At 58.7% G+C, this 25,402-nt stretch carries 28 protein-coding genes; 2 read left to right on the forward strand and 26 right to left on the reverse strand.

The window, feature by feature from the left end:
• Nucleotides 1-72: 72 nt before the first annotated feature.
• The 12 genes from arcC to L971_RS04140 form a co-directional block, all read right to left on the reverse strand.
• Entirely contained in the window at nucleotides 73-1,005 is a 933-nt protein-coding gene (gene arcC, locus L971_RS04085; RefSeq protein ID WP_047374435.1) for a carbamate kinase, read from the reverse strand.
• The gene (locus L971_RS04090) at nucleotides 998-2,401 is read right to left on the reverse strand and encodes a DUF1116 domain-containing protein (protein WP_047374437.1); all 1,404 of its coding nucleotides are present in this window, start codon (nucleotides 2,399-2,401) and stop codon (nucleotides 998-1,000) included. Before L971_RS04090 ends, arcC begins: the two co-directional genes overlap by 8 nt.
• A complete protein-coding gene (gene fdrA, locus L971_RS04095; protein ID WP_047374439.1) occupies nucleotides 2,394-3,947 on the reverse strand; it encodes an acyl-CoA synthetase FdrA in 1,554 nt (517 codons plus the stop codon). The genes L971_RS04090 and fdrA overlap by 8 nt, the downstream gene beginning before the upstream one ends.
• The gene (locus L971_RS04100) at nucleotides 3,907-4,752 is read right to left on the reverse strand and encodes a DUF2877 domain-containing protein (protein WP_047374440.1); all 846 of its coding nucleotides are present in this window, start codon (nucleotides 4,750-4,752) and stop codon (nucleotides 3,907-3,909) included. The genes fdrA and L971_RS04100 overlap by 41 nt, the downstream gene beginning before the upstream one ends.
• Nucleotides 4,752-6,296 carry a xanthine permease gene (locus L971_RS04105; RefSeq protein ID WP_052200262.1) on the reverse strand — a complete coding sequence of 515 codons (1,545 nt, stop codon included), beginning with the start codon at nucleotides 6,294-6,296 and terminating at the stop codon, nucleotides 4,752-4,754. The genes L971_RS04100 and L971_RS04105 overlap by 1 nt, the downstream gene beginning before the upstream one ends.
• Nucleotides 6,289-6,984, reverse strand: a complete 696-nt coding sequence (locus L971_RS04110; protein ID WP_047374444.1) for a cysteine hydrolase family protein — start codon at nucleotides 6,982-6,984, stop codon at nucleotides 6,289-6,291. Before L971_RS04110 ends, L971_RS04105 begins: the two co-directional genes overlap by 8 nt.
• Nucleotides 6,950-8,512, reverse strand: a complete 1,563-nt coding sequence (locus tag L971_RS04115; RefSeq protein WP_197053158.1) for a xanthine permease — start codon at nucleotides 8,510-8,512, stop codon at nucleotides 6,950-6,952. Before L971_RS04115 ends, L971_RS04110 begins: the two co-directional genes overlap by 35 nt.
• A 225-nt stretch (nucleotides 8,513-8,737) precedes the next feature.
• Nucleotides 8,738-10,294, reverse strand: a complete 1,557-nt coding sequence (locus L971_RS04120; RefSeq protein WP_047374446.1) for a PucR family transcriptional regulator — start codon at nucleotides 10,292-10,294, stop codon at nucleotides 8,738-8,740.
• A 61-nt stretch (nucleotides 10,295-10,355) separates the two neighbouring features.
• A complete protein-coding gene (locus L971_RS04125; RefSeq protein WP_081977040.1) occupies nucleotides 10,356-11,648 on the reverse strand; it encodes a methyl-accepting chemotaxis protein in 1,293 nt (430 codons plus the stop codon).
• 122 nt (nucleotides 11,649-11,770) lie between these two features.
• On the reverse strand, nucleotides 11,771-12,094 hold the full coding sequence (locus L971_RS04130; protein WP_047374448.1) for a hypothetical protein: 324 nt from the start codon (nucleotides 12,092-12,094) through the stop codon (nucleotides 11,771-11,773).
• A 9-nt stretch (nucleotides 12,095-12,103) separates the two neighbouring features.
• On the reverse strand, nucleotides 12,104-12,931 hold the full coding sequence (locus L971_RS04135) for a GNAT family N-acetyltransferase (protein ID WP_047374450.1): 828 nt from the start codon (nucleotides 12,929-12,931) through the stop codon (nucleotides 12,104-12,106).
• Nucleotides 12,932-12,986: 55 nt separating this feature from the next.
• Nucleotides 12,987-13,472: a hypothetical protein gene (locus tag L971_RS04140; RefSeq protein WP_024370476.1), complete on the reverse strand. Its 486-nt coding sequence runs from the start codon at nucleotides 13,470-13,472 to the stop codon at nucleotides 12,987-12,989.
• A 156-nt stretch (nucleotides 13,473-13,628) separates the two neighbouring features.
• Here L971_RS04140 and L971_RS04145 point away from each other — a divergent pair, with 156 nt between their 5' ends.
• Nucleotides 13,629-14,126, forward strand: coding sequence for a hypothetical protein (locus L971_RS04145; RefSeq protein ID WP_024370477.1), 498 nt, complete (start codon nucleotides 13,629-13,631; stop codon nucleotides 14,124-14,126).
• Between the two features lie 33 nt (nucleotides 14,127-14,159).
• Here L971_RS04145 and L971_RS04150 read toward each other — a convergent pair whose 3' ends face one another.
• From L971_RS04150 to L971_RS04160, 3 genes are all read right to left on the reverse strand, one after another.
• On the reverse strand, nucleotides 14,160-14,453 hold the full coding sequence (locus L971_RS04150) for a putative quinol monooxygenase (protein WP_047374452.1): 294 nt from the start codon (nucleotides 14,451-14,453) through the stop codon (nucleotides 14,160-14,162).
• A gap of 2 nt (nucleotides 14,454-14,455) precedes the next feature.
• Nucleotides 14,456-15,406 carry a multidrug resistance efflux transporter family protein gene (locus L971_RS04155; RefSeq protein ID WP_047374453.1) on the reverse strand — a complete coding sequence of 317 codons (951 nt, stop codon included), beginning with the start codon at nucleotides 15,404-15,406 and terminating at the stop codon, nucleotides 14,456-14,458.
• Nucleotides 15,407-15,500: 94 nt separating this feature from the next.
• On the reverse strand, nucleotides 15,501-16,376 hold the full coding sequence (locus L971_RS04160; protein ID WP_024370480.1) for a YitT family protein: 876 nt from the start codon (nucleotides 16,374-16,376) through the stop codon (nucleotides 15,501-15,503).
• A 113-nt stretch (nucleotides 16,377-16,489) separates the two neighbouring features.
• On the opposite strand from L971_RS04160, the gene L971_RS04165 reads away from it, so the two are divergent.
• Nucleotides 16,490-17,404 (forward strand): YitT family protein, encoded by a 915-nt coding sequence (locus L971_RS04165; protein ID WP_052200263.1) that lies wholly within the window; start codon nucleotides 16,490-16,492, stop codon nucleotides 17,402-17,404.
• 27 nt (nucleotides 17,405-17,431) lie between these two features.
• On the opposite strand, the gene L971_RS04170 is transcribed toward L971_RS04165, so the two are convergent.
• From L971_RS04170 to L971_RS04220, 11 genes are all read right to left on the reverse strand, one after another.
• Nucleotides 17,432-18,487 carry a GGDEF domain-containing protein gene (locus L971_RS04170; protein ID WP_024370482.1) on the reverse strand — a complete coding sequence of 352 codons (1,056 nt, stop codon included), beginning with the start codon at nucleotides 18,485-18,487 and terminating at the stop codon, nucleotides 17,432-17,434.
• 100 nt (nucleotides 18,488-18,587) lie between these two features.
• Nucleotides 18,588-18,815: a carbon storage regulator CsrA gene (csrA, locus tag L971_RS04175; protein WP_024370483.1), complete on the reverse strand. Its 228-nt coding sequence runs from the start codon at nucleotides 18,813-18,815 to the stop codon at nucleotides 18,588-18,590.
• Nucleotides 18,815-19,252, reverse strand: a complete 438-nt coding sequence (gene fliW / locus L971_RS04180) for a flagellar assembly protein FliW (RefSeq protein WP_024370484.1) — start codon at nucleotides 19,250-19,252, stop codon at nucleotides 18,815-18,817. The genes csrA and fliW overlap by 1 nt, the downstream gene beginning before the upstream one ends.
• Nucleotides 19,253-19,267: 15 nt before the next feature.
• Nucleotides 19,268-19,822 (reverse strand): DUF6470 family protein, encoded by a 555-nt coding sequence (locus tag L971_RS04185; protein WP_231557558.1) that lies wholly within the window; start codon nucleotides 19,820-19,822, stop codon nucleotides 19,268-19,270.
• A gap of 27 nt (nucleotides 19,823-19,849) precedes the next feature.
• Nucleotides 19,850-20,779 carry a flagellar hook-associated protein FlgL gene (gene flgL / locus L971_RS04190; RefSeq protein ID WP_047374458.1) on the reverse strand — a complete coding sequence of 310 codons (930 nt, stop codon included), beginning with the start codon at nucleotides 20,777-20,779 and terminating at the stop codon, nucleotides 19,850-19,852.
• Nucleotides 20,780-20,785: 6 nt separating this feature from the next.
• Complete coding sequence (gene flgK / locus L971_RS04195) at nucleotides 20,786-22,276, reverse strand: flagellar hook-associated protein FlgK (RefSeq protein WP_047374459.1); 1,491 nt, start codon at nucleotides 22,274-22,276, stop codon at nucleotides 20,786-20,788.
• A 12-nt stretch (nucleotides 22,277-22,288) separates the two neighbouring features.
• Nucleotides 22,289-22,645, reverse strand: a complete 357-nt coding sequence (gene flgN, locus L971_RS04200; protein WP_047374461.1) for a flagellar export chaperone FlgN — start codon at nucleotides 22,643-22,645, stop codon at nucleotides 22,289-22,291.
• Between the two features lie 111 nt (nucleotides 22,646-22,756).
• Nucleotides 22,757-23,008 carry a flagellar biosynthesis anti-sigma factor FlgM gene (locus L971_RS04205; protein WP_024370489.1) on the reverse strand — a complete coding sequence of 84 codons (252 nt, stop codon included), beginning with the start codon at nucleotides 23,006-23,008 and terminating at the stop codon, nucleotides 22,757-22,759.
• Nucleotides 23,009-23,031: 23 nt separating this feature from the next.
• Nucleotides 23,032-23,421 (reverse strand): flagellar protein, encoded by a 390-nt coding sequence (locus L971_RS04210; protein WP_231557559.1) that lies wholly within the window; start codon nucleotides 23,419-23,421, stop codon nucleotides 23,032-23,034.
• A 13-nt stretch (nucleotides 23,422-23,434) separates the two neighbouring features.
• The gene (locus L971_RS14795; RefSeq protein WP_052200265.1) at nucleotides 23,435-24,103 is read right to left on the reverse strand and encodes a ComF family protein; all 669 of its coding nucleotides are present in this window, start codon (nucleotides 24,101-24,103) and stop codon (nucleotides 23,435-23,437) included.
• Nucleotides 24,100-25,251 (reverse strand): helicase-related protein, encoded by a 1,152-nt coding sequence (locus L971_RS04220; protein ID WP_047374463.1) that lies wholly within the window; start codon nucleotides 25,249-25,251, stop codon nucleotides 24,100-24,102. Before L971_RS04220 ends, L971_RS14795 begins: the two co-directional genes overlap by 4 nt.
• Between the last annotated feature and the right edge of the window lie 151 nt (nucleotides 25,252-25,402).

Below are 25,402 nucleotides of genomic sequence, written 5' to 3' on the forward strand. Positions count from 1 at the left end.
CGGTCCCTTTACCAGAGTATTCTCACTTTTCTTTCGTTCTCTTTATTAATTCGTTAGTTTAGTCAAAACGTCTCAATTCACCACCACTTCCTCCACAAACCTCGTCCCGGTTTTCCCTGCAATCGCCTCGCCCGCTCGCTCGAGCGATGTGATGACCGCCTCGCGCCCTGGCCGTGACGTCACGAACGAGAGCGCCGACTCGACTTTCGGCAACATGCTACCGGCTGGGAACTGACCGTCTTGAATATGTTCTCGTGCCTCGTCCACCGACAACATCGCAATCCCGCGCTGTGTCGGTTTCCCGAAGTCGATCGCGACTTGGTCGACCGCCGTCAAAATGAACAACACGTCGACGTCGAGTTCACGCGCGAGCAGTTCACTCGCCCGGTCCTTGTCGATGACCGCATCGACCCCGACGAGTCGTCCGTCTTCCCGGACGACCGGGATCCCGCCACCGCCACCGGCGATGACGACGTGGCCTGCTGACACGAGCGAACGGATCACGTCCACTTCGATGATTTCGATCGGTTCAGGTGAAGGGATGACGCGGCGATACCCGCGCCCCGAGTCCTCGATGAACATCATCCCTTTCTTCTCGAAACGTCCGGCCTCATCTTTCGTATAAAATTGACCAATCGATTTCGTCGGATGCCGGAACGCCGGATCCTCTTTCGCGACGAGCGTCTGCGTCACGACCGACGCGACCGCTCTCTTGATTCCACGGTGTCCCAACTCTTCGCGGAGCGCTTGCTGCAAATGATAGCCGATATACCCTTGGCTCATCGCGACGGCTTCCGCCATCGGGACGTCCGGTTGCGCGTCCGCCTCGTCGAACACTTGATGGATCATGCCGACTTGCGGTCCGTTCCCGTGCGATAAAATGACGTCGTGTCCGGCCTCAATCAAATCAGCGATCGAGCGCGCCGCTTCGTGGACAAGCTCGAGCTGTTCCGCCGGACTGTTGCCGAGGGCGTTCCCGCCGAGGGCGATGAGTAACTTAGACATGGCTGACCTCCTCTGAATACGCTTTTAACGCTTTCGTGAAACAGTCGAGCGGCGGATGGACGATACCTGCCCCGACTTGACCGATTCCGGCCTCGCGGTGCGCCATCCCGGTGTTGATGACCGGAAGGATACCCGTCTCGATCACTTTACGGATATCGATGCCGAGCGGCGTACCGCGGAAATCGAGCGTCGGAATCGAGTACGTGTTGTTCTCGTCTTCTGTGATCGTGTACATCGAGCGTGAATAGTCGAGCGCGTCCTCGACCGCTCCCCCGACGAACTGCACGATCGCCGGTGCGCCGCCCATGGCGAAACCTCCGATTCCGAGCGTCTCAGTGATGGCGCTGTCCCCGAGGTCCGGTGCCGCGTCTGTCGGCTCGAACCCAGGGAACAACAAGCCTTCCACAAAGTTCGCCGGTGCCGTGAACCATCCGTCGAGACCGCTCACCCGGATGCCGAAGTCGACGCCATTCCGTGCCATCGTCGTGACGATCGTCGAGCCTTTCACACCGTGCCCGGCGTCAAGCGACGCCTTCGCCGCCGGCATCGACAAGTTAAGGAAGTAATGCTCATTCTTTTGGATGAAGGCGAGCGCCTGCTTCCGGACGCCCTCGTCGAGATCCGCCTCAAGGAACGCCGGCATCATGTCCCGAAGGAACAGGCTCGTCGCCGCCTTGTTGCGGTTATGGCATTCGTCGCCCATATGGAGCGCCTGGGCGATCAACGTGCGCAAGTCGACCGGACCTGACACGTCGAGCGCTTTTTGAAGCGCCGGCATGTACACTTTCTCGATCCAGCGTAAGCGCTCGAGCACTTCACTTGAGAACGCCCCGAAACGGAGCACTTTACCGAGCCCTTCGTTGACCGTGCAGTACGCCCGGTTCCCGTCCGACACGTTCTCAATGATATGGACCGGCATCGACGGCGAGATGACACCGGCCATCGGTCCGACCGCGTCATGCTCGTGGCACGGGGCGAACTCGATCACACCCGACGCCGCAAGTTCGCGCGCCTCGGTTTCCGTCGTCGCGAGCCCTTCATAGAGGATGGCCCCGATGACGGCGCCTTGCATCGGTCCGCACATGTCCACCCATTCGACCGGCGGACCGGCGTGCAAGATGAGGTGGGCGTGCATACCCGGAATCTCGTAGCGAGCGTGGTTGATGCCGACGAGCATCGGGTGGGCCGCCTTGATCTTCGCGACGGCTTCCGCGTTCCGCTCGTTCGTCTCATCCGTGTTCAACCGGTCGAGCGCCTCGAGTAAGGCGATATCCCCGCCCGCTGGAGGCGACCATTCGTATTGGACGACGTCCGTCCCTTGCCGTTCGATATCTTTTGAGAACGTCGACGCGCCGATGTTGATGGCGTGTAACGTTGAATTGAACCAGTTAGCCATGGATCTCCACTCCTTTTTTGACGATGGTGCTGGCGATTTCGACCGCCTCGGCATTGCTGCGGGCGACGAACGCCCCGATTTGTTCGAGACGACGCTTCTGGTCGGCGTAACCTTGTTTATCGGTCTCGGTGCCGCAGATGTACGTCACGATCGGCAAGATACGTCCTTCCTGTTTGGCGATCGCTTGCGCTTGCTTCAACGTCTCGAGCGATTCCCCGACCGGGTCGTCATGTGAACCGTAACCGAGTTCGAAGTCGAGGAGGAGCACGCCGCACGTCGGATCGGCCGCCTCTTTTAAGATCCGCTCGTTGCGAAGCGCCGGCTCGATCATCGGATGCGGCTTGCCGACCGTGAAGGCGTCGTCGCCGAGGTCGACGAGCGTATGGCCCGTGCTCGTGAAGACGTCGGTCATTTTCTCTTCTGTGCGTTTGGCGACGTTGCTCGTGAGCGGATTGACCCGTCCTCGTAAAATCGACAGCGCCTCGGCCGTGAGCGTGCCCCCGCAGAACAAGCCGCGGATGAACCGCTCCGTCCCTTGCGTCCGGTGCACGATGTTGCTCCACGTCTTCGCCTCGTCCGAGACGAGTTCGACGTTCAAGTTCGGCTCATACGTCCGGACCGCGGCGAGCGCCGCTTCAAACAACGTCGTCGTGAACGTCACGTGTGGCGGCAAGTCATCAGGCACTTTCCCATCAAGGAGACAGAGGACGACCGGTTTGTCGGCACGCGTCACACGTTCTAAAATCAACTGTTCGACTTCTTTGGCCGGCGGTTTCGAGATGAGGACGAGCACGTCCGTCGCCTCGTCCGCGAGCAACGCGTCGATGCCTTGGCGCATCATGATGCCACCGATGTCACTCGACAAGTCGCGTCCTCCCGTCCCGATCGCTTGGGAGACGCCATAGCCGAGCCGGTCGACTTGGACCATCACTTCTTGAAGGCCCGTCCCGGAAGCGGCGACCATGCCGATGCCGCCCTGGCACACGTCGTTGGCGAAACAGAGGCCGGTCCCGTTGATCATCGCCGTGCCGCAGTCCGGTCCCATGACGAACAGTCCGTTCTCGGCGGCGTACGTCTTCAAGGCACGTTCGTCCTCGACCGAGACGTTGTCACTGAACAGCATGACGTGGAGACCATGTTCAAGCGCCCGGCGCGCCTCACGGGCCGCGAACTCACCCGGCACCGAGATGACAGCGAGGTTCGCCTCCGGGCTCATCTCACGCGCGGCGCCAAACGTCGTCACGCTCGTCTTCTCGCCTCGCTTCCCTCCTTCTTTCTTCGCACCGAGCGCGGCCTCGACTTCTTCTAAGACTTGCGGTAGCACCGACTCCTCGGCACGGCAGGCGATCAACAGGTCGGCATCAGACGCCTCACGCGCCTCGTCCGTCATGAGCCCGACGTTCTCGAGTAGCTCTTTATTCATCGGGGTCGCCATCGAGACGATGACCTCATCGACCCCGTCTTGTTTCTTCAACTTCCCGGCGAGCGACATGAGCGTCACCGAGTCATGATACGTCTTCTTCTTCACGATCGTTTGATGAATCACGATTCCCACTCCTTTGTGCGATAATGCCGGCGTGAACGCCGACTAAAAAATCTGTGCCTGATGTCGAGCCGATGGCGAGCACGCGTTTCAGCGCATCGAGATCGGTCAACGTGTGAAACAAGTCGAGCACGGCCTCGTTCGTCCGCCCGTGGTACGCATGGCGGAGCATATGGTAACTGACACGTGTCGTCTTGTCGCGGCTGAGCCGGATCACGTCGAGCGGCACGTCGAGCGGACGACCGAGCAGATGAGCAGCGAGCAGACGGCCGGTCACATAATCGTCGCCGGCTGGCGTCAGTCCGGGGCCGAGACCGATCAATCGGGTCAGCTCCCCTTCTTTCATCACTTGGTCGATGAAGCGTTCCTCCGTGTTCCAACGGCCGATACTCACCGCTTCGATTCGTTTCCGGTAAGGCCGAAGCATCCCGCCTTCTTTCCCGTATGCGACGAGAAACGTGTACAGCGCCTCGACCGCGGCGGCGTCGATGACGCGCGCCTTGACGTGGAGGTCGACCGGTGCCGCGTCAAGCGACACCGTCAACCCGTTCTCAAACGTGAACCCTTCCCCGATGACGACGCGCGTCCCGATATCCGGGGCGACCGACCGAAAGTCGAGCGCCTCCTTCAGTTGAACCATGTCGGGAGCGAGCGGACGCCGGGGCGTGGAGACGGCGATCAGACGGTCCTGTTCGATCAACTCGATGTTCAGGACGTTTTGAAAGACGCTATGCACGTAACCGATCTGTCCGTTCAACAAGCCGACGTCTAGCGTCGCATCCCGCCGTACTCCCTCGAGCCGAAACATTATGACACCTTCTCTCGTTCCGTCACGACGTCTTCTTTCGCCCGGTACAGGCCGAGCGCAATCAAGCCGGTCGCGGCGACGACGTAGCCGATGGCGACGTCTAGCCCGACACCGATTCCGATCTCCGCGCTATGGATGATGCCGAAGAAGGAGAGCAGTGCGGCGATCCCGGCGTAAATCGCGGCGAGCCGGAATTGTTTATCGATGATATAAATGACGATCGTCGCCAAGAGCATCGAGACGAGAATGTCCGCCGCGCCGAGCGTCTGCCAACCGAGATACGGGATCCCGTTCGCGGCGAGCGTCGCGTAGCCGACTTCTTGTGCCGACGTCCCGATCGCACCGAGGGCGTTGTTCACTTGCGTGATGATATAGCTTGCGACGAACGGCATGAGCGCGATGATGAGCGCCGGGATATGCCGTTTCTCCGTCTCCCCGAACGCCTGTGCCCCGATGACCATCGCGATGTAGACGAGGATCGGAAGCAAAGCGACGAGCGGGATGACCGACAAGACAAGCGGGAGCAAGCCGAGGAAGGCGAGGAAGATGACCCCGACCCCGGTCGCGAGCGAGTAGCCGACGCGCGCCCCGGCTTTTTTCCAGCCCGGGTGGCCGATGTAGATGATCATCGGATAGACGCTACCGAAGAAAGCACCGACGAGCGTAAGAAGAGCCGGGACGAGCATCGTGAGCGTCGTCGGGTAATGGTCCCCGTCCGCCGCCGCACTTTCGATATTGTCGAGACTTTCCAAAAAGTCATAGATGGCGAGCGGAATCGCCGCCGGCAAGAACGGTGCCAGAAGCGCGAACCCTTCCGCGAGCAAGTCGAGCCCGAAGATTGACGGGAACGCGAGCGAGAAGCCGGCCGCGGCCGTGCGCACTTCGTTGAAGTCCATGTAGCCCGTCGCCCAGGCGAGCACCATCCCGACCGCGATCGCCATGAGGCCGGCCGGCATGTTTCCCGGTAAGCGCTTATGGGCGAGCCAACCGGCGAGGACGATGACGAGCGTGAGCAGCCCGATGTACGGTGTCGTATACACTTGTCCGAGCGGGTTCATCGCAATATACGTGAGCGCGATCCCGGCGAGCGAGGCGAGCATCGCCGAACGTGGAATATATTTTTGGATGAACGGGCCGATGAACGCCCCAATCGTCATGATGAGACCTTGGACGATGTTCCAGGCGACACCGACCGCCCAGGCGATCATCCAGTCGTTCGTCTGGACGTAGACCGGCAGCATGACCGCGAACGCGACGACGAAGTAATGCGGGACGCTAATCCCGTATGGCATCGCCGTGACGTTGTCGCGACCTTCGCGCTGCGACAGACGCCGCGCCTGGATGGCGAGGATGATCCCGCCGAGCCCGACCGCGATCGCCGTCGCCGGGACGATCTTCCCGTAGACGATGTCTCCCGGCATGTTGATGGCGAAGACGAGAAGTCCAATCGCCGCCAACAAGTTTGTGAGCACGTTACTGAATAAGCCGAAGAACCCGTTCAAGTCCCCTTTGACGAACCATGGGGTGGCGTGTCGGTCATTCATGGTCTTCTCCTCCAATCGCGTTCAAGAACTCACTAGACGGTGCCGTCCAGCCGAAGATGCCTCCTTGTTGATGGATCATGCGAATCGAGTCTTCATGGTCTTTCGGGTCGAACGCCGCCGAGCAGTCTTCGAGCAAGAGACAGTCGTATCCACGGTCGTTCGCCTCACGGATCGTCGTCTGTACACAGACGTGCGTCGTCACGCCGCCGACGAGCAGGTGCGTGATGCCTGCTCGTTTCAACACGTCATCGAGCTCGGTGTTGTAGAACGCGCCTTTCCCCGGCTTGTCGATGATCGTCTCCCCGTCGAGCGGTTTCAACTCGTCGACGATGTCATGGCCGTACTCACCGCGGACGAGGATGCGTCCCATCGGTCCTTCATCGCCGATGCCGGCGCCTTGTTTCTTGCCACGGTTCAACTTGCTCGGCGGGCAATCCGACAAGTCCGGCACGTGCCCTTCCCGCGTATGGATGACCGTCATCCCGGCGGCACGGGCCGCTTCTAGGACGCGCTGTGTTTGCGGGATGATTGAACGGGTGAGCGTGATATCGTTCCCGAGTTTTTCACCGAAGCCGCCCGGTGCGCAGAAGTCGCGCTGCATGTCGATCAAGACGAGCGCCGTCGACTCCGGACGGAACGTGAATTCGTACGGTTTAGCTTGCATGGTCATTTCGGTTGTCGTGTTCATGGGTGATTCCTCCTAATTGATCGTTTGATTTATTTTTGCTGACAATATAAAACAGTAGACCGATAATGACGTAACTGAACGCCATCGGGGCATTGACCGCGATGCCGACCGTCTCCGCATGGATGATGCCGAAGAAAGCGAGTGTCGCCGCGATCAGGCTCGCGAGCGCCGCCTTGTTGAAGGCCCGGTCGATGATGAAGACGAGTATGCTCGCCCAAAGGACGCTGACGATGATTGCACCCGCGCCGAGGACGGACATCCCTTCATAGTTGAGGCCCGCGGCGAGAATGCTCGCGTAGCCGACCGTCGCCGCATCCGTGCCAGCGGCGTTCAGCGACGTGTTCACAATATTGTGCCCCCAGTTCGCGACCCACGGGATGATGGCCAAGATGACGGCCGGGGCGTAACGTGGGTTCGTCTCTTGGAACGCCTGGGCGCCGATGACGAGACCGATATAGATGAGGATCGGTAAAATCGCGACGACCGGGATGATGGCGTATAAGACCGAGACGACACCGAACCATGTCAAGACGAGCATCGTCACCCCGGTCATCCAGGAGTAGCCGATCCGCGCGCCCGCCTCTTTCCAGCCGGCGTGACCGATGTAGACGGCAATCGGGAACGGGCTGCCGAACGAGCTCGCGACGAGCGTCGACGTGGCATCGAAGACGAGCGCCTGGCGTGTCGGGTATTTGTCCCCCGCCACTTCCGCGCTCTCCAAGTTGTCGATTGTCTCCATGAAGTTATAAATACCGAGCGGCACGGCCGAGGCGAGGAACGGTAAGGCGACCGCCCAACCGTCGATGAGACGCGTGACCGAGAACGTCGGGACCGACAAGTCGATCGCGGCGAACGACTGGCTCACTTCACGGACGTCCATCGCCCCGCTCACCCAGCCGATAAGTGTGCCGGCGAGGATGGCGACGAGGCCGACCGGGAGGCGGAACGGCATGTTCACTTTCCCGAACCAGCCGAGAAGGATGATGCTCAAGGAGACGAGGCCGATATACGGGACGTCCCATGTGTCCATCGCCGGGGCCATCGCGATGAACGTGAGCGACACACCGGTGAGCGTGCCGAGCATCGCCGGGCGCGGGAGCCATTCCCTAATTTTCGGGCCGATGAGCGACCCGCTCATCGCGATCAATCCGTTGACAAAACACCAGACGAGCCCGGTCGTCCAAGCGAGATATGGATCTTCTGTCTTCCAATAAACGGGACCCATGATCAAGAAGACGATGAGAAACATGTGCGGGACGCTCACCCCGGTCGGGAGCGCCGTGACGTCCGTCCTCTGTTCCGCTTTCGACAGTCGGATCGCCATGTACGTGTAGAACAGGCTGCTGACGAAAATCGACAAGCCGACGGCCGGTAAGATTTTGCCGTACACGAGCGTGACCGGCAAGCCGATGGCGAGGTGAAGCAATCCCGCCATGACAAGTAAATTCGTTAAGTTGTTCGTGAAAAGTCCGAAGTACCCGTCCACATCCCCTCTCGTCCAATACTTGATTCGAAATGGTGAGTCCATAGGCGTGACCTCATTTCTTATGATGACTGCAAATTCGCGAATTCTTGGTACACCCATAACGTACCACCGACGCTTTTATCAATCATTGTCAATAAAATATGAATGAAGCGCTTTCATTTTGTCATGTTTTGATAGTTATGATTTAAAATGGCTCAACCATGCGCTTTATTATGTGAAGGTCGGTTTATTCGTCACCATTTGGACACGCAAAAAGACGAGCCATTGTCACAATTCGGACAAACGCTCGTCTTCGATACGACTATTCAACACGTGCAGCGCCTGAGAGGCGATGTAATATTCGCCCATCTTTTCCCCGTCCGTCAAATCAAATCCGAGCGCCTTCAACCGCTCGATCCGGTAACGCAGCGTATTGTAATGAATGAACAGCTGTTGTGACGCTTTTTGGACGTTCATCTGGCAACGGATGAGTGTTGCGAGCGTCCGCAGCAATTCTTCTTCCCCGACGAGACGGCCAATCCGTCGCTCGACGAATTGACGGAGCGATGAATCGTCAAGTTCGAACAACAGTGCGTACAAACCGAGTCCGTCCACACTTTGGACCGGATCGAGTTCGATCGTGCGCATGATCCGGAGCGTCTGACGCAACCGCTCGTATTCAGCGGCCAAATCGCGCAACCGCTCGACACGGGACGAACAGGCGATGATGACGTCGCGTCCTTCGCCCGCCGATCGTTCATGCACATACGTGCCGATGTCGAGGAGCGTCGTCGCTTTCGGTTCACTGACGAAACAGATGAGACTGTCTTCATAATAGATGACTTTATGTGTCAGTTCACGGTCTGAGAAACGGCCGGACAGCCAGCGTTCGAACTGTTCGATCGTCTCACTCTCCGGCATCGTCCGAACCTTTTGTTCGACCGCCACCATGCCGAGCGGGAGCGACAAGTTCCAGTTGAACGAATGCGCCCGTCTGACGACCTCCTCCTCACTTCGGAAACGCCCGTTCAAGATGTCACGGATGAACGCATCCAAGTAGTTTCGCTCTTGCTCAAGGATGGCGCGTTCCCGTTGAAAATCGAGGGCGAGTAAAATCGAGGCCTGCTCCATCGCGATATGGATCGTCGAAGTCCGTTTCCCGGCCACGTCGAGCGCGATCAGTTCCCCGAGCGCTTCCTCCCCGACCCGGATCGGTTGGGCGATGACCTCGTCCTCCTTGAAAACACGTTCCCCTAGCGTGTACGTCTTCCCATCTCGCTCGAACGGTTCGTCTGAGATCGATTGGGCGAGCAGCTCGCCCCGACCAGAGAATAGGAAGACCGGCATTTGAATCATACCGGACAACACGGTGACGAACGTGTTCATATGTGCCCCGTTCAACAACAGACGCATCAACTGTTGATGGATCTCGTCCCTGAACTTGAGGATCGAGTTTTGCTTTTCGAGGAGCACTTCAAGTACCGCGTTGCTCAGTTCAGACAGGTTCGCATCTTCCGATAGCGTGATGAGTGGGAAATCGTGACGGTTCGCGGCATCGATCATCACATCCGGAAGCGCCGTGACGTAACGGCCGAGCTTGACCGCGAGACCGGCCAATCCTTTTTCAGCGAGACGCGGCACGAGCTCTCGCATCGCTTCTTCATTCCCGGCAATCGGATAAAACGTCGTCAAGAGCAAGTTCCCTTGAGACACATAAGGTAAAATATCGGGCACTTCCATGAACGAGACGTTGTTCACGAGCCGATGCATCCCGCCGTGTCCGGCGATGATCGTCGCTCCGGTGTAGGCGGGTAAAGCCAAAACTGTTTCTACATCAATTTTCACGAGACATCCCTCCGTTGTCAGTGTAGCAAAAAAGCGCATGCTTTCGCATACGCTTTCAAACTCATGCTTCCACTTTCACTTGCTCCGTCTCATTCTGCAAACTTTCCGCGACACGCACAAGCTCCGTCATCGCGCCGTTCACTTCCCCGAGACTCGCTGCCTGTTGGCTCGCCGCCGACGTGACTTCCGTGGCGTAACGTGACGCCTCTTCGACCATGCCGACGATACCAGCCGAGTTCGTGACAACCGAATCAATTTGACCACGTGACTCGTCTAAGAGCGCATCGACCGAATGGACGTGGCTATACACTTCGTTCGCCGAGTTGTGGATCGTCGCGAACGCACCGCCCGCCTTCTCGACGAGGCCGACGCCCGTCTCGACTTCTGCTTTCACGTTCGCCATCGATGACGACGTGTCGCCGACGAGACGTTTGACGTCGACAATCAAATCCGTGATCTCTTGCGTCGAGTTCGCCGTCTGTTCGGCGAGCTTCTTGACTTCGGCCGCGACGACCGCGAAGCCGCGCCCGTGTTCCCCGGCCCGGGCCGCTTCGATCGACGCGTTCAACGCCAACAGGTTCGTCTGTGCCGAGATGTCACTGATGACATCCGTGATCCGTGAAATCTCACCTGTCATTTCTGTCAACTTGCTGTTGAGCGTCGACGACTGCTCGACCTTGCCGGCGATCGCATGCATCGCATCGACCGATGACGAGGCGAGCCCTTTCCCGCTCTCGGCCTCTTGTTGCATCTCACTCGCCGCATTCAAAGCCGAGCCCATCTCTTGACGGATGTTCTCCATCGTCCGGGCGACGGCCCCGAGCAAGTCCATCGAGCTGTACGTCGCGTTGACGTTGTCTTCGAGCATCTTGTTCAATGCGTCCATCGCTTGGCGGATGTTCTCGCCGGCGACGTTGCCTTCTTGGACGGCCGCGGCAATCTCTTGCGCCGAACCCGTCAATTGGTCGGCCGTATAGCGCATGTTCGTGCCTTGCTCCCGCAAGTGTCCGACCATGTTGTCCATCGACAGGAGCAAACGCCCCATCTCCGAGCGGTCGTTCGTCTTCTCGTTCGCGAACTCGACCGTCAAGTCGCCGTTACCGACCTGGACCGCCTTGTCCGACGCCGACTCGATCGCTTTGAGCGGACGGCGCGCGATCAAGTAGATGACGATACTGCCGATAATTGAAATGAGAAGCGACACGGCCGTCCCGACGAGCATGACCTGACCTTTTTCCATCTCGAGCTCCGTAAGCAATAGAAGCGTGATGTACCCGACCGAACCACCCGTCACGATGGATGTGACCAAAATCCACGCGAGCAGCTGGGTCGTAAAGTTTTTGAAAATCTTCACTATGAGTTCCTCCTCTGTGTAATTCATCACCTTCTATATCGTCTCGTTGGAAGCTTTTGTATAGCGTTTTCAGTTGAACGTTTGGTCAATAAAAAAACGCCCTCCACATGGAGAGCGTCCGTTTAAAACGGGTCGGTGTCTTTTGTCACACGCGACCGTTCACGCGTCGTCGTGAGCGCATCGATCGTGAGCGCGAGCGCCGCCGCCCAGTGGAGCATCATTCCGACGATCGGGATAAAGCCGAGCACTGACGCCGTGATGCCGACAATCGGACCGAACGACAATCGGTTCAGCCGGGTGAGCGACAAGACGAGCACGACGATGTGGAACGCGAGCATGAATCCGAGCGGCGAGTAGCCCATGCTGATGATGAACAGACCGCCGAGGATCGGGATCCCGAGGAACGCCTCAAACGCCGCCCCGAGCCATTTCAAATTTCTGACCATGCTGTCACCTCACAGTTCTAATAGGTAAAACTCATATCCGCCATTTTCCGCGAAACCGGCCCGCTTGTAAATCTCGAGCGCGGCCTTATTCTCCGTCTCGACGTCGAGTTCGAGCTTCGTCCGGCCCATGCGGAACAGTTGCTGGACCATCTGCTTCAACATCTTCGAGCCGTAGCCTTTGCCTTGCTCGCTCGCCCGGACACCGAACGCGTGGATGCTTCCCGCGTCGTCGCCTGAGAGGAGCGCGCGAATGACGCCGACCGGACGACCTTCGACCTCGCCGATATACGTCACGCGGTCCGGCGTGTCGATTTGGCTATAAATGTTCTCCGTCACGTCCACAGGATCACCGAACGCCTCAGATAGCGTCTCGATGATGAGCGGACGGTCGGCGTCCGTCGCCTCGCGGAGCGACACCTCGTTCGGCTTCAAGAACAGTTCCGCCTTCTTCAAGACGAGGTTGTACTCGGAGAACCGATACGCCGCACCAAGGTGGTCGACGACCGCCTTGCCGGACTTCGACTTCCGGTCGATGACGAACGTGAACGCCTCGCAGCCGTTCGCTTTCGCGTCGCGTTTCGCCGTCTCCAAGAGCGCCTTGAACACGCCTTGCTTCCGGTAATCCGGATGGACGAGCGCGTTCACTTCGTATTCGTTCTCGAGATACGGGAACAACATCAAATACCCGACGAGCAAATCGTCCGCGTAAACCGCGTAGTCGTTCTGTCCGACCGCCTCATGGCCGACTTTGACGTCGATTCCGTCAAACGTGTTGACCGTTTCTTCGAGCGTTCTCACGTCTTCTGGTTGTCTTACTTCTTCTACTGTATAGTTCATACCATCACCTCGCCTTTATTGTAGCACAACAAAAAGCCCGCCGAAGCGGGCGGACTCATAACGTGCGGAACTCGAGCTCCGGGAGCGTCTCGAGGAGCTCCGTGATCTCATCCGTGTGCGCCTCGGCACCCGGCACGGCTTCGGTCGGTTCGACCCAGAAGAACGTCTTGTCGCTCGCACCGAGGTAGTTGCCGTAGCCGACTTCCTCCGCGAACGCCTCTTCTGACAACTCGCGGTCGACGAGGTCCAAGTGGAACAACAACTGGTCGTCGCCGCCCTCAAGATTGTAGTAGAGGTCGAACGTGCCGTAGCTCGCCTTGTCGCCGATATCGGTCACGTCTTGCGACTTCTCGATGTAGACGTCTCCGCGCTCGATCGCCTCGGCGATCTTCGACGGGAGAATGATCTCATAGCCGAGGGCACGGTCCCGAATCGTCTGCGACGTGTCATCAGTCCGTCCCCGGGACGAGACGACACCGACCGTTGCGACAAGGGCCCCGGTCACGCCAAGCGCGACGGCCCACTTCAATGTTTTGTTCATGTTGATCCACTCCTCTTTATTCCTGCCATGAGACGATTATCGCACAAAATGCAGGCAAATCATTAAATATTCTGAAAAAATGTTTCGGGATGCGTTGACGCACGTTCCCCAATCCCATACGATAAAAGTATCGCATTATAGAAAAGAGGAACCGACATGTCTAACGAATCCCAATTGTCACGGGCGCAGCTCGACGCGCTCTTAAAAAACGTCTTCGCCCTTCAAATCCCGGTCATCGAGAAGTTCATGACCGACCTGTTCAAACAGTACGTCTCGACGGCGTCCACGTTCAAGCAGGACATGGACACGATGAAAGCGACGGACTGGCATAAACAGTTCTTCGGCCAGAAGGCAATGCCGCACCTCTTCATCGAGAACCTCGGCTTCGGCGCCTCGTTCCGTCACCAGGAGCAAGACAAAATCGTCAAGATCCCGGAAAACATGACGATCGTGAAGCCGGACTCGGACGCGCAAATCGAAGAGATCTTGCAGAACTTAGAGAAGACGCTCGCATCGATGCCAGCCATCAAAAACAAAGGGCTCGTCAAGAAGTTCTATAAAGAGACGCTCGAACTCGTCTGCCAGCTCGGCAGCCGTACTGGTATGATGGACGATTTCTACGCCAAAGTCAAAGGCAGCCTCACAAAATCGTAACTGACAAACCCACGTCCGCGGACGTGGGTTCTTTTAATGCTTCCCTTTCGGCTCAATCGTCACGAGCCGTTCGACACCGGCCAAGATCGGCTTCGCCTGATCGATCAATCGCTTTGTCACTGGAAGCGCGAGCGACTGTTGGTGGGCGGCCTCACTTGCCCACACTTCATAGACGACGATCGCGTCGTCGTCTAGCGAGACGCTCACCCGATACGCCTCGCACCCCGCTTCCTGTTCCATCGCCGTGGCGGCCTCAAGCAATATCGCCAGCAACGTCTCCCGCTCTCCTTGAATCGCGGTCAACTTGCCGATCATTCCATATGCCATCTTCATCCCTCCTTCCCGTAACGGTCGATCGCGACTGACCTTTCCATCACTTTGAGTGAAGCCCGGCTATGCAACGTGACGCCGAGCATGACAATCCCAATTCCAAGGAGCGACAGCCCTGACGGCAGCCCCGCCTGTAAAATCAAAATCTCGCCGACGAGCGCGAACAGCACCTCGAGCGCCTGTGTCGCCTCGACCGTCGCGAGCCGGCCCATGTCGTGTTTGACGAGGTCGGTCGCCTTGAAGAAGAGCACCGTCGCGATGACGCCGGACAGTAACGCGACGAGGAGCGTCTGCGACACTTGCGCCCCCGACGGCACACCGGTCGTCAGCCCGTAGCCGAAGAACAGCAGCCATACCGGGAGCGAGCCGACGCACATGCCGAGGATGCGCTCGAACACGTCGAGGTCGGTGTGGGCCATCATCTTCCGGTTGCCGAGCGGATAGGCGAACGCGGCGACGAGCACCGGCAAGACTCCGATCAGCAGGAAGCGCGGCTCGAACGTCTGTAAAAACTCGACTTGCATGAGGACGACACCGAACAGAATAATCCCGGAGAATCGGATCGCCGTCCACGGAATCTGTTCGCGCGTCCCGTCCGCTTTTTTGAAGAGCGGCGACAAGAGCGCCCCGGCGAGGATCGTCACTTGCCACGTGCCGGCGATGAGCCAAGGCGGCGCCTCGACGGCGGCGATACAGATCGGGACGTAAAACAGGCCGAACCCGACCGTCCCCCAGACGAGCCACGGCACCGGGTCGCTTGCGAGTTCCTTTCGCACCCGTCCCAATCCGCCGCGCATGGCGACGACTAAGACGAGGAGCGGAATCATGAACAAGAAGCGGAGCGAGGCGCTATACGCCCAGTGGCCGCCCCCGATATGCATGGCTTCATTTAAGACGAACGTGCTCGCAAAAAAGAGCGCGGCGAACACGCCGAGGATGAGCGGACGCATCGCATCCCTCCTTTCTGAATCCCCACTAGTTCAATGCGCCCCGCCCGTTCTCCTGCCAAATCAAAAAAACACCGGACCAGATTCGGCCAGGTGTTCAGTGGATGTCGCGCTTTTGGAACGTGCCGCCTTTCACTTCCGTCACTTCATACACGACGACGAACGCCTCCGGGTCGACGTGATCGATGATGTCTTTCAACTTCCGCTCCTCGAGCCGGTTGATGACGCATGTGATCTCATGGTACGCCGCTTTCGAGTACGAGCCTTGAATCGATTTGCGCGTCACGCTCCGTCCGAGCCGGTCGCGAATCGTCTCGACCATCTCGTCGGGTGCGCTCGTGATGATGTTGAACGTCTTCGCCCCGCTCAGGCCCTCCTCGACGATATGAATCACTTTCGAGGCGATGAAGTAGGCGATGGCTGACAAGACCGCGCCTTGGAGCCCGAACACCGTCGAGACGACGATGAAGACGAACGCGTTCAAAAAGAGGATCAAGTCGCTCGTGCTGAACGGCAGCTTCCGCGACAATAAGACGGCGAGCATGTCGATCCCGTCGAGCGCGCCCCCGTTCCGAAGCGCGAGCCCCATGCCGAGACCGATGATGATCCCGCCGACGACCGTGATGAGGAGCGCGTCCCCTTCGATGATCGTCGGGACGTGGTGCATGACGACGGTGCCGATCGAGAGCGAGGCGATACCGGTGACCGACAAGATCGCGAAGCTTTTGCCGATTTGTTTATAGCCGAGATAGATGAACGGGACGTTCAAGATGGCGATGAAGATCCCGAGCGGCAAGCCGAACAGCTGAGAACCGACGATGCTGAGGCCGGTGATGCCCCCGTCGGAGACGTTGTTCGGGATAAGGACCGACTCGAGTCCATAAGCGGCGATCAAACCCCCGATGACGTTCATTATGAGGTTGACGCTCCATTTTGTTCGTTTCATAGTACCCTTCCTTTCCTTACATTTCATCAGTCTAGCATATTTTTAGTTATAACACATAACTAAATTCACGAGATGGTGTCGTTCGCATCCGGGGTCGACATGCTATACTAAATAAAAAAAAGGAAAGGGGCGGATGTCACATGCAGCGTCCACCGATGCCTTCCCCGTCACCGGAGGAAGTGACGCGCTTGAAGCGCGAACATAACCCGATCAAAGGGACGGAACTCGTCGCCAAAGGACTCCTCCTCTTGTTCGGCGCCTTCATCTTCGCCATCGGGCTCGAGGCGTTCCTCGTCCCGAACCAGATCATCGACGGCGGCATCGTCGGGGTGTCGATCATCGTGTCGTACTTGTCCGGCACGAAACTCGCCATCTGGCTCGTCCTCTTCAACTTGCCGTTCATTTACTTTGGTTATCGTCAGATCGGGAAGACGTTCGCCGTCGTCACGTTGACGGCGATCCTGCTCATGTCGGGCTTCACGATTCTGCTACATAACGTCGAGCCGTTCACGGACGACCTGCTCTTGTCGACCGTCTTCGGCGGCTTCTTGCTCGGCGTCGGAATCGGCCTCGTCATCCGCGCCGGCGGATCGCTCGACGGGACCGAGATTTTGGCCGTCTCCTTCACGAACCGGCTCCCGTTCTCGGTCGGCGAGATCGTCATGTTCTTCAATATCTTCATCCTCGGGACGGCCGGTTTCGTCTTCAGCTGGGACCGGGCGATGTACTCCCTCCTCACTTACTTCATCGCCTTCAAGACGATTGACGTTGTCTTGGAGGGGCTCGACCAATCGAAGGCGGCGTGGATCATCACGACGTCACCTGAAGACGTCGGCCAGGCGATCATGGACCGGCTCGGCCGCGGCGTGACGTACTTGCACGGGGAAGGCGCCTATACGGGCGGCGGGAAGAAAGTCGTCTTCACGGTCATCAGCCGACTCGAGGAGACGAAGCTGAAAGACATCCTCGACGACTATGACGAGAAGGCGTTCCTCGCCATCGGCAACATCCACGACGTCCGGGGCGGACAGTTCAAGAAGAAAAATATCCACTAAAAAAATCGGCCGCGGCCGATTTTTTGTTTACCCGATCTTCACTTGGTCGCGCCCGTCCGCCTTCGCCTGATAGAGCGCCGCGTCGGCCCGCTCGAACACGACCGTGCCCGGTTCGGCATTCGCGATCGACACCCCGACCGAGATCGTCATCGGAATCGGTTGGCCCTCGAACGTATACGTCGTCTCCCGGACCGCACGGACGAGGCGTTCGGCGAGCTGATCGGCATCATGCGTGTCCTCGGTCACCATGACGAACTCTTCCCCGCCGTAACGTCCGACGAAGCCAGCTTCCGGACAATGGTCGCGGAGCGTCGTCCCGATTCGACGCAACACCGCATCCCCGGCCCGGTGGCCATATGTATCGTTCAACTGTTTGAATCGGTCGACGTCGATGACGAGGAGCGCCCATGGGAGGCCCGACGCCTCGACGTCGTTCAACCGTTCGAGCGTCATATAACGGTTCGGTAGCCCTGTCAACTCGTCGACGGTCGCCCGTTGCGTATGGAGCCGGAACATGCGTAAATGCGTCTCGATCTGTTTCGCGACCCAGTAGCACATCCAGCCGCCGAAGAATGTGATGACGAAATACGGCAGGAACACATTCGTGAACGCGTGCATCGGAATATTCCCGGCGATGCGGAATAAGACGAGCACGGCCCCAAACACGAGATAGGCCGAGTATAAGTGACCGCGCCGCAGTGACAATCGATTCAAGACGAGCGATAAGACGAAAAACAGGCCGAGTGTGCCGAGCGAGCGGATGAACTGATCGGTCATGCCGTCGAGCCCGAAGCGACCAAGAAGTGTCAGCCCAATCGTGACGGCGACCCCGACCGGTCCGGCATACGCCGCCGCCAAGGCGAGCGGGATGATACGGAGGTCGATGCGCGCCTCCCCGACCGAGAACGAGTTGACGGTCAACAAGACGGCCGCGACCCCCATCGCGAGCCCGAACCATACCCGGACAGCGAGCGGCGACGCCACTTGCACCGGCAATACGTGCCGCATCAAGTAGAGCGTGAGCGACAAGACGAGATAGATGATGCTGATATTGATGAAGAAGATATTGACAACTTGACCCAAACGACCGCGTCCTTTCCCCGAAATTTCCCATCCATCGTATCGTATTGGCGTGACGTCTGTCATCCTTGTCAAAAAATCATGACGCCAAAAAGCCGAAAGCTCACGCTTCCGACTTGTTTTGCATCATCTGTCGCATCAAGTTGGCACTGTCCCGGGCCGACTCGTTCTCGGCCTGCATTTGGACGTACACTTCGTGGCGATGGATGTCGATATGGCGCGGCGCGTCGATGCCGAGCTTCACTTGGTCGCCCTCGATCGCGAGCACCGTCAGCGTCACGTCGTCACCGATATGGATCGCCTCGCCTTGTTTTCGTTTCAATACGAGCATCAGCGCACCTCACTTTTCTGGCCGCCGAGCGGGAAGCGGGCCGGATAGGCATCGTCTAAGATGACTTGTTTGCCGCGGCGCTCGTTCGTCTCGATGACGATCGGGGCCTTCAAGTTGAGCGTCGACGTCTCGAACGGCTCGCGGAGGGTGACGATTGCATACACCGAGACGTGTTCGGCCTCGTCGATGCCGAGCTGGTCTTTCGCCCCGTCCGTCAACTCGAACGCGTAGTCCGGCTTATGCCAGAACGGGTTCGTCACGACGAAGGCGCACGCCTTGTCCTCAAGCGACTGGAGCGACCAAAACGGAAGGTCGTCACCGTACGGGATGAGCGCGAACGTCTTCGACTCCGGGAACCCCGGGATCTCACTGACGAACGAGATCGTCTCTTCTTCTTTCACTTCGATCTTGCCAAAATAATCTGTCTCAATGAACATGGATCTTCCTCACTTTCAACGCGTCTCATCATACATCCCACCGACCGCCCACATCTCGAGCGACGCCTGTTGACGGAGCGAGATGTCCGTCGTCCATGGCGTGAACGAGATGTCGGTCGGGGTGAGCGATACATCAATCTGGGCCGGTGTCACGTTCCACTCGATTTTGACATCCGCCGGCGTGTACGTCAACTTGACGCGGTCGATCGACTTCGGCATGAAGTCGAGGTCGACGACCGGATACGGGTCGTTCACTTTGCTCGCGGCGATCTGTGGAATCGGGTTGCCGTTCTCGATGCGCATGAGCTGGTCGCCTTCGCGGGCGGCCATGCTCGTCGCCTCACGCGCCCCTTGCTCACCGAGCCCACCGAAGTGACGGCCGAGCTCGAGCGCGCCTTTTAAGTTGCTCTCGCTCCAAGCGACCGACGAGTCGACCTCGAGCGTCCCTTGTGTCGTCCGTTGCGTCATCTCGGCCTTCCCTTGCGTCATCGTCATGTCGGCCCGGCCTTGGCGCATTTCGAGCACGGGCCGGTTCGACGTCATTTGGATGGCGGCATGCGTCTGCCGCATCTCAAGCCTCGCGAGATTCATCCGCCGTTACCGAAGGAAATCGAGGAGCGTCGGCTGGATGATGCGGGCACCGGCCGACAGTGCGGCCCGGTGCACCGTCTCATGGGATTTGAGCTCCATGATGACGCGCTCGATGTCGATGTCCTCGTTGTTCGACATGATCGTCTTCGCGATGATCTCGTGGTCTTGCAGACGGTTGTCGACGAGTTCGAGCCGGTTCGCGCGCGCACCGAGCTCGGCCCGTTCCGTGATCAAGTTCTGTCCGAGCGTGTCGAGCGTCGCGAGCTGGGCCGATAAGTCGGCCCCGCCCGTCGTCTCGTCGCCGAGCAGGCGGCTGAGGTCACGGAGCCCTTCGAACAGCTCCCGGCCGAACACTGTCTCCGGCTGCATGTTCACTTGCATCGTGATGCCTTTTGACACCTCGAAGGCGATCTTGCCGCTGTCTGTTGGCACACCGCCCGTATAAATCGAATCGACGTCCGCGGCCGGGTCGGCGAGGAACGCCTTCAGCGCCGCCATGTCGATGAGCGGTTGATCCGTCTTCGTGCCGTTATAAATGTACTTCTCGCCCGACTTCGCGTTCGCGAGCGAACCGATATGTTCGACGAGCTGGTCAATCTCACTCTTGATGATCGCCCGCTGCGACGACTCGTACGTGTCGTTCGACGCTTGCGTCGTCAGTTCGCGGATTCGTTTGACGGCTTCCGTGACTTCGTTCAGCGTCGAATCGGTCAAGTCCATCCAGCTCGTCGCCTCGCTGACGTTGCGGCGGAACTGGTCGATCTCGCGCACCTCGGTCCGGTAGCGGATGCCTTGCATCGCGACGACCGGGTCCTCCGAGGCGCGTTGAATCCGTTTCCCGCTGATCAGTTGTTCTTGCACTTTCGCGAGCGTGTTATAGCTCGACGACAAGTGCTTCAAGTTCGTCTGTGTGAGCATCGTCTGTGTGACACGCATCAGTCATTACCTCCCTACGATTCCCATGCCGTTGATGATTTTATCGAGCATCTCGTCGACGGCGGTGATGTTCCGGGCCGCCGCGTTATAGGCGTGCTGGTACTGGATCATCATCGTCATCTCCTCGTCGAGCGACACGGCGCTTACCGACATGCGGCGCTGGTCCGAGCTCGCCATGAGGGCGAACGTGCTCGCGGCGAGCCGTCCGCTCTGGTCGGCCGCGACGGCCATGTTACCGATCACGTTCTGATAATACTTGCCGATCGACGTGTCGGTCGTGACCGAGCCGTTGAAGGCGAGCGCTGTCGTCTTCAAGTTCGCGAGCGCGAGTGCCCCGCTGCCGTCCCCGATGTTGCCGTCTTTTGACGCGGCGATCAAGTCGAGGTTCTTCATGATGGCGTCGCTCACTTTGATCGTGGCGGCGCTATCGACGTTCGCGAAGAAGTCGCTCGTCCCGTCCGTCCCTTTGGCGTCCTTGTTTTGACTGTGCAGATCATTGAACGCTGTGGCGAACTGTTTCGCCATCTCGTCCAAGTCTTTGAGCATCGTCGTGAAGGCCCCGTCGGCCCCTTCCGGACCGTCGGCCGAGCCGTACATCTCGACGAGCGCCTTCCATTTCCCGTTCGGCATGTCGGCGTGCGTCAAGTCTGTCGAAGCACCCGTCGCGTCCGTCATCGCCAAGTTGTCGAACTTGCCGACGCCACCTGAGATGCCGTCGACGAGCGTCACGTCTTGCCCGTTGATCGTGACGCGGATGTCGAGACGGCCTTCGGCGACACGTTGCGAGTTCCCGCGCGTCTCTCCGTTCAAGTAGTCGACCGGGACGCGCTTGAAGTCGATGTATTGGGCGAGCTCGTCCATGTAGCGATCGCGCTCGTCGTACAGCTCGTTCGGCAACACGCCGAGCGGCTCAGAGTCGCCGATCTGGCGGTTGACGTTCGCGATCTTCGTCATGAGGTCGTTGATCTTCTTCACGACGACGTCGGCTTCCGATTTCAAGTCGTCCTGGACTTTCGAGAGCGACGACGACATGTAGTTGAACGTCTCCGTGAGCGTCATCGCCCGTTGGCGTACGACGCTGCGCGCGCCCGTGTCGTCCGGGTTGACCGACAAGTCTTGGAGCGACGCCCAGAACAAGTCGAGCGATTTGGCGAGGCCGTTCTCCGACGGCTCGTTGATGATGTCTTCCATCCGGCCGAAGGCGGCCTGTTTCGTCGCGTAGAAGGCGTTCTTCACCGACTCGTCCCGATACTGCTGGTCGATCATCAAGTCGCGAATCCGGGCGAGCGTCTCACCGCGGACACCGGTCCCGAACTGTCCGGCCTTCGTGCCGCCGAAGCTGACGCTCAACTGCTCGGTCATGCCGATCGTCAGGCGTTGGCGCGAATAGCCCGGGTTAGAGGCGTTGGCGACGTTGTTGCCGGTCGCCTGGAGCGCCCATTGGTGCGTCGAGAGGCTTCGTCGTGCCGTCTCCAATCCCATAAATGTTGAACCCATGAATCTTCCCCCTTATACGTCGCGGCTGAACGAGCGTGTCTCGAACGCTTGTTGGCCGTAAGTGAAATCGTCTGCGTCTGGCATGAGCATGTCGAGATGCCAGTTGATGTAGTTGAGCGACTGTTCGAGCAGCGCGGCGTTCAATTCGTTCTGCCGTTTCAATTCGAACAAGACCGGTCTCAGTGCTTCTTTCTCTTCATCGTCCAAAACGAGCAAACCTTGAAGTCGTTCCGCTTCTTTTTGTGCGATTTGACGGACGAGTTTCGCTTCTTCTTTGACGAGCGCCGTGAAGGCGGGCATGTCGCCTTTGATCAACAGCTGTTCTTTGTCGTAGGCGAGTTCGAGCAAACGTGTATGTAATGTGAGCATAATGGTCTCCTTTTTCCAAAAAAAGAGCCGACTAAAAAAGGGGTTCCCTTGTCTAGTCAGCTTCCGTGCCGTGTTATCCATGCGAAGGCCTCAAGCGGACCTCGCTTCCATTCATCCTTGTAGAAAGCGTTTGGCGATGTCGCGCGCGTCCCGTGAATACGTCCCCGCGTCGATCTCGGCCTTCAAGGCGTTGATCTTCTCGAGGCGATCCGGATGTTTCACCGGTTCTTCAAACCGGGCGCGGGCTTCCGCCGATATCGATAGTCGGTCCGTTTGGCGTGTTGGCTCGGGCTTCGTCTCGGCTTGCGTTTTCTTCTCGTAAGTGTTCGGTAAATGTACCCACTTGGCAGAATCGATGCGCATGCGTGTCCCCCCTCTTCATGATGTTAGTCCAAACGATAAGCGCGGACGCTCGGTTTCGTGACACTGGCTTGCAAGTGTTGAAGTTCCTGCTGCATGTCGGTCTGGCAACTGGCACATACTTTGCCTGCGTTCGTCGGTTCACCGCACCGGACGCAACTGATGGCAAGTGCAGGATTGTCCTTGATGATCAAGCGTCCTTCATGGATGTATCGCGTGATATCAAGTTCGGAGACGCCTGTCGCTTCGACGAGGGCTCCAATCGTTGTCTGTTTGTTCGCTGGTTCGCGGATGAAGTCGCGCACTTTCAAGAAGTTTTGAAAATCGACTTCAGCGCAGGACGGGCAGTATGGCGAGCGGCCTTGTTTCATGAACAAGCGCCCGCACGTTTGACAAGTTGTCGCTTCCAATGTCATTCACCTCTGCCCTTTATATCGGACGCGTTTTTGATTTGTTTAGCGCCCGGAACAAGCAAACGGCAGAAACTTCTTCATAGCCAGCTTTCTTGAGCGTGAACGCCGCCTGATGGAGCGTCGTCCCCGTCGTGTAGACGTCGTCGATGAGAACGATTTTCTCACACCGGGACGCCTTATGTATAGCGAACGGGTTTGGACGGTGTCGCCTTTGTTCTTTCCCAAGTTCACGCTGACTTGAAACCTCCTTCTTTTCCAGAAGCGATGCCGTCGGTCCGATGGCGCGGGCGAGCAGCTCGGCCTGGTTGAACCGGCGCGTCTTCAACCGTTCCGCTCCGAGCGGAATCGGCACATAGATCGTCCCCGGTTCGCGGCACGTTCGGAGGACCGATCGCACATGTTCGACGAGCGCCGTGTCTCCGCCGAACTTGTACCGATGCAACCAGTTCGCCCCCGCTTCGTCGTAGGCGTAAAACGAACGGACGGTCAGGTCGAACCCGAGGCCGAGCCAACGGACGCAATCGGCGCACGTCCGTCCGTCTTCGGTCGGATGGCCGCAGCGCGGACAACCGGGTACGAGCGGCGTCAGCAACGACTCACAATCGGAACAGACCCAGTCGCGCCGGAGCAACGTCCCCGGCGTCCACGGCACCGTCATCGGTTTTCGACAGACGAGACAGTTCATCGGCGGTTCGCCTGTTTGATCGCTTCGATGGCCCGGTCTTGCCGGAACGTCCGCTCGTTGTAAAAGAAGACGACGTCCCCGGTCGGCGCGTCCGGTTTCCGTCCGGCCCGGCCCGCCATTTGGATGAGTCCGCGTGACGTGAAGAGCACGTGTTCACTCTCAATCACGGCGACGTCGACCCCGCGCACCGTCATGCCCCGCTCCCAAATCGATGTCGCGAGCACGACCCCGTTCTCAGAGGCGAGCCACTCGAGCACATCCGTCCGCTCATCCGTGTCGGCCGAGACGGCCTGATAGGTGAATCCGTTCGCTTCGAGCACTTCCCCGTACCGGATGAGGTCGGCCTTCGTCGGGACGAACAAGAGCCGCGGCGTCTCGCGTCGGCAAAACGCGACGATCGCCTCGTCCGTCTGTTTGACGAGCGTCGGGACGGGCAAGTCGTGCCCGTGATAGCGGCGTGACAAGTGGACGGTCGGGAACTGACGCTGCCAGACGGTCGGGGTCGCCGTCACGAATAAGAAGACCCCTTTCCCCACGCGTCGGATCGTCCACCAGAGCGCCATGTCGAAGGCGAAAGGGAACGCGTCCGATTCATCGACGAGCACATAGTCGAAGACATGTTTCAGATTCAACAGAAGCGGTGCCGTCGCGACGGTGATCATGCCGATCGTGTCTTTCTCCCCGCCGCCGTAGCGCCGCGTGACCGGGACAGAGAAGCCCCGCTCCAAACGATCGGCCCATTCGATGGCGACGTCACGCCGCGGCGAGACGATGAGCACGCGTTTCCCAACGTTTACGACACGTTCGATGACCGGGAACGCCATCTCCGTCTTGCCGGACCCGCAGACGGCGTGGACGAGCCCGGACGACTTGTCGCCCCACCATTTGAGGAGCTGTTCACTCACATGACGTTGGCCGTCGCTCAATTCGAACGGCATGACGAGCTCGGTCGGCTCGATCGGCGTCGTGACGTCGAGTTCTCGTAAAAAGTCGCAGCCGCAGACGCGCCCGAGGTGGAGACAGTTGCGGCAATAGCGGCAATTGCCGTGGTGACACGTGAATGAGCGGGTGTCCATGCTCAAGCAGCGTTGGCAGACTCCGAAGCGGATTGCCGGTGTCCCGGTCGTATCGATGACGAGTTGTCCCATGAGATCAGTCCTTTTTCTCTGACGCTACCAGGCCGCCTGCTTCCATGACATTCCCGTTATCGCAAGCAAGTCGCCCCGTTTCGTTCTTAAGGCGGATGTGTTCATGCACGGAATCGATTACGATGATGGAAGAAACAGACTATTTTAGTGA

Origin of the sequence: Exiguobacterium sp. ZOR0005, from assembly GCF_000798975.1 — a bacterium.
Classification (GTDB): domain Bacteria; phylum Bacillota; class Bacilli; order Exiguobacteriales; family Exiguobacteriaceae; genus Exiguobacterium; species Exiguobacterium aurantiacum.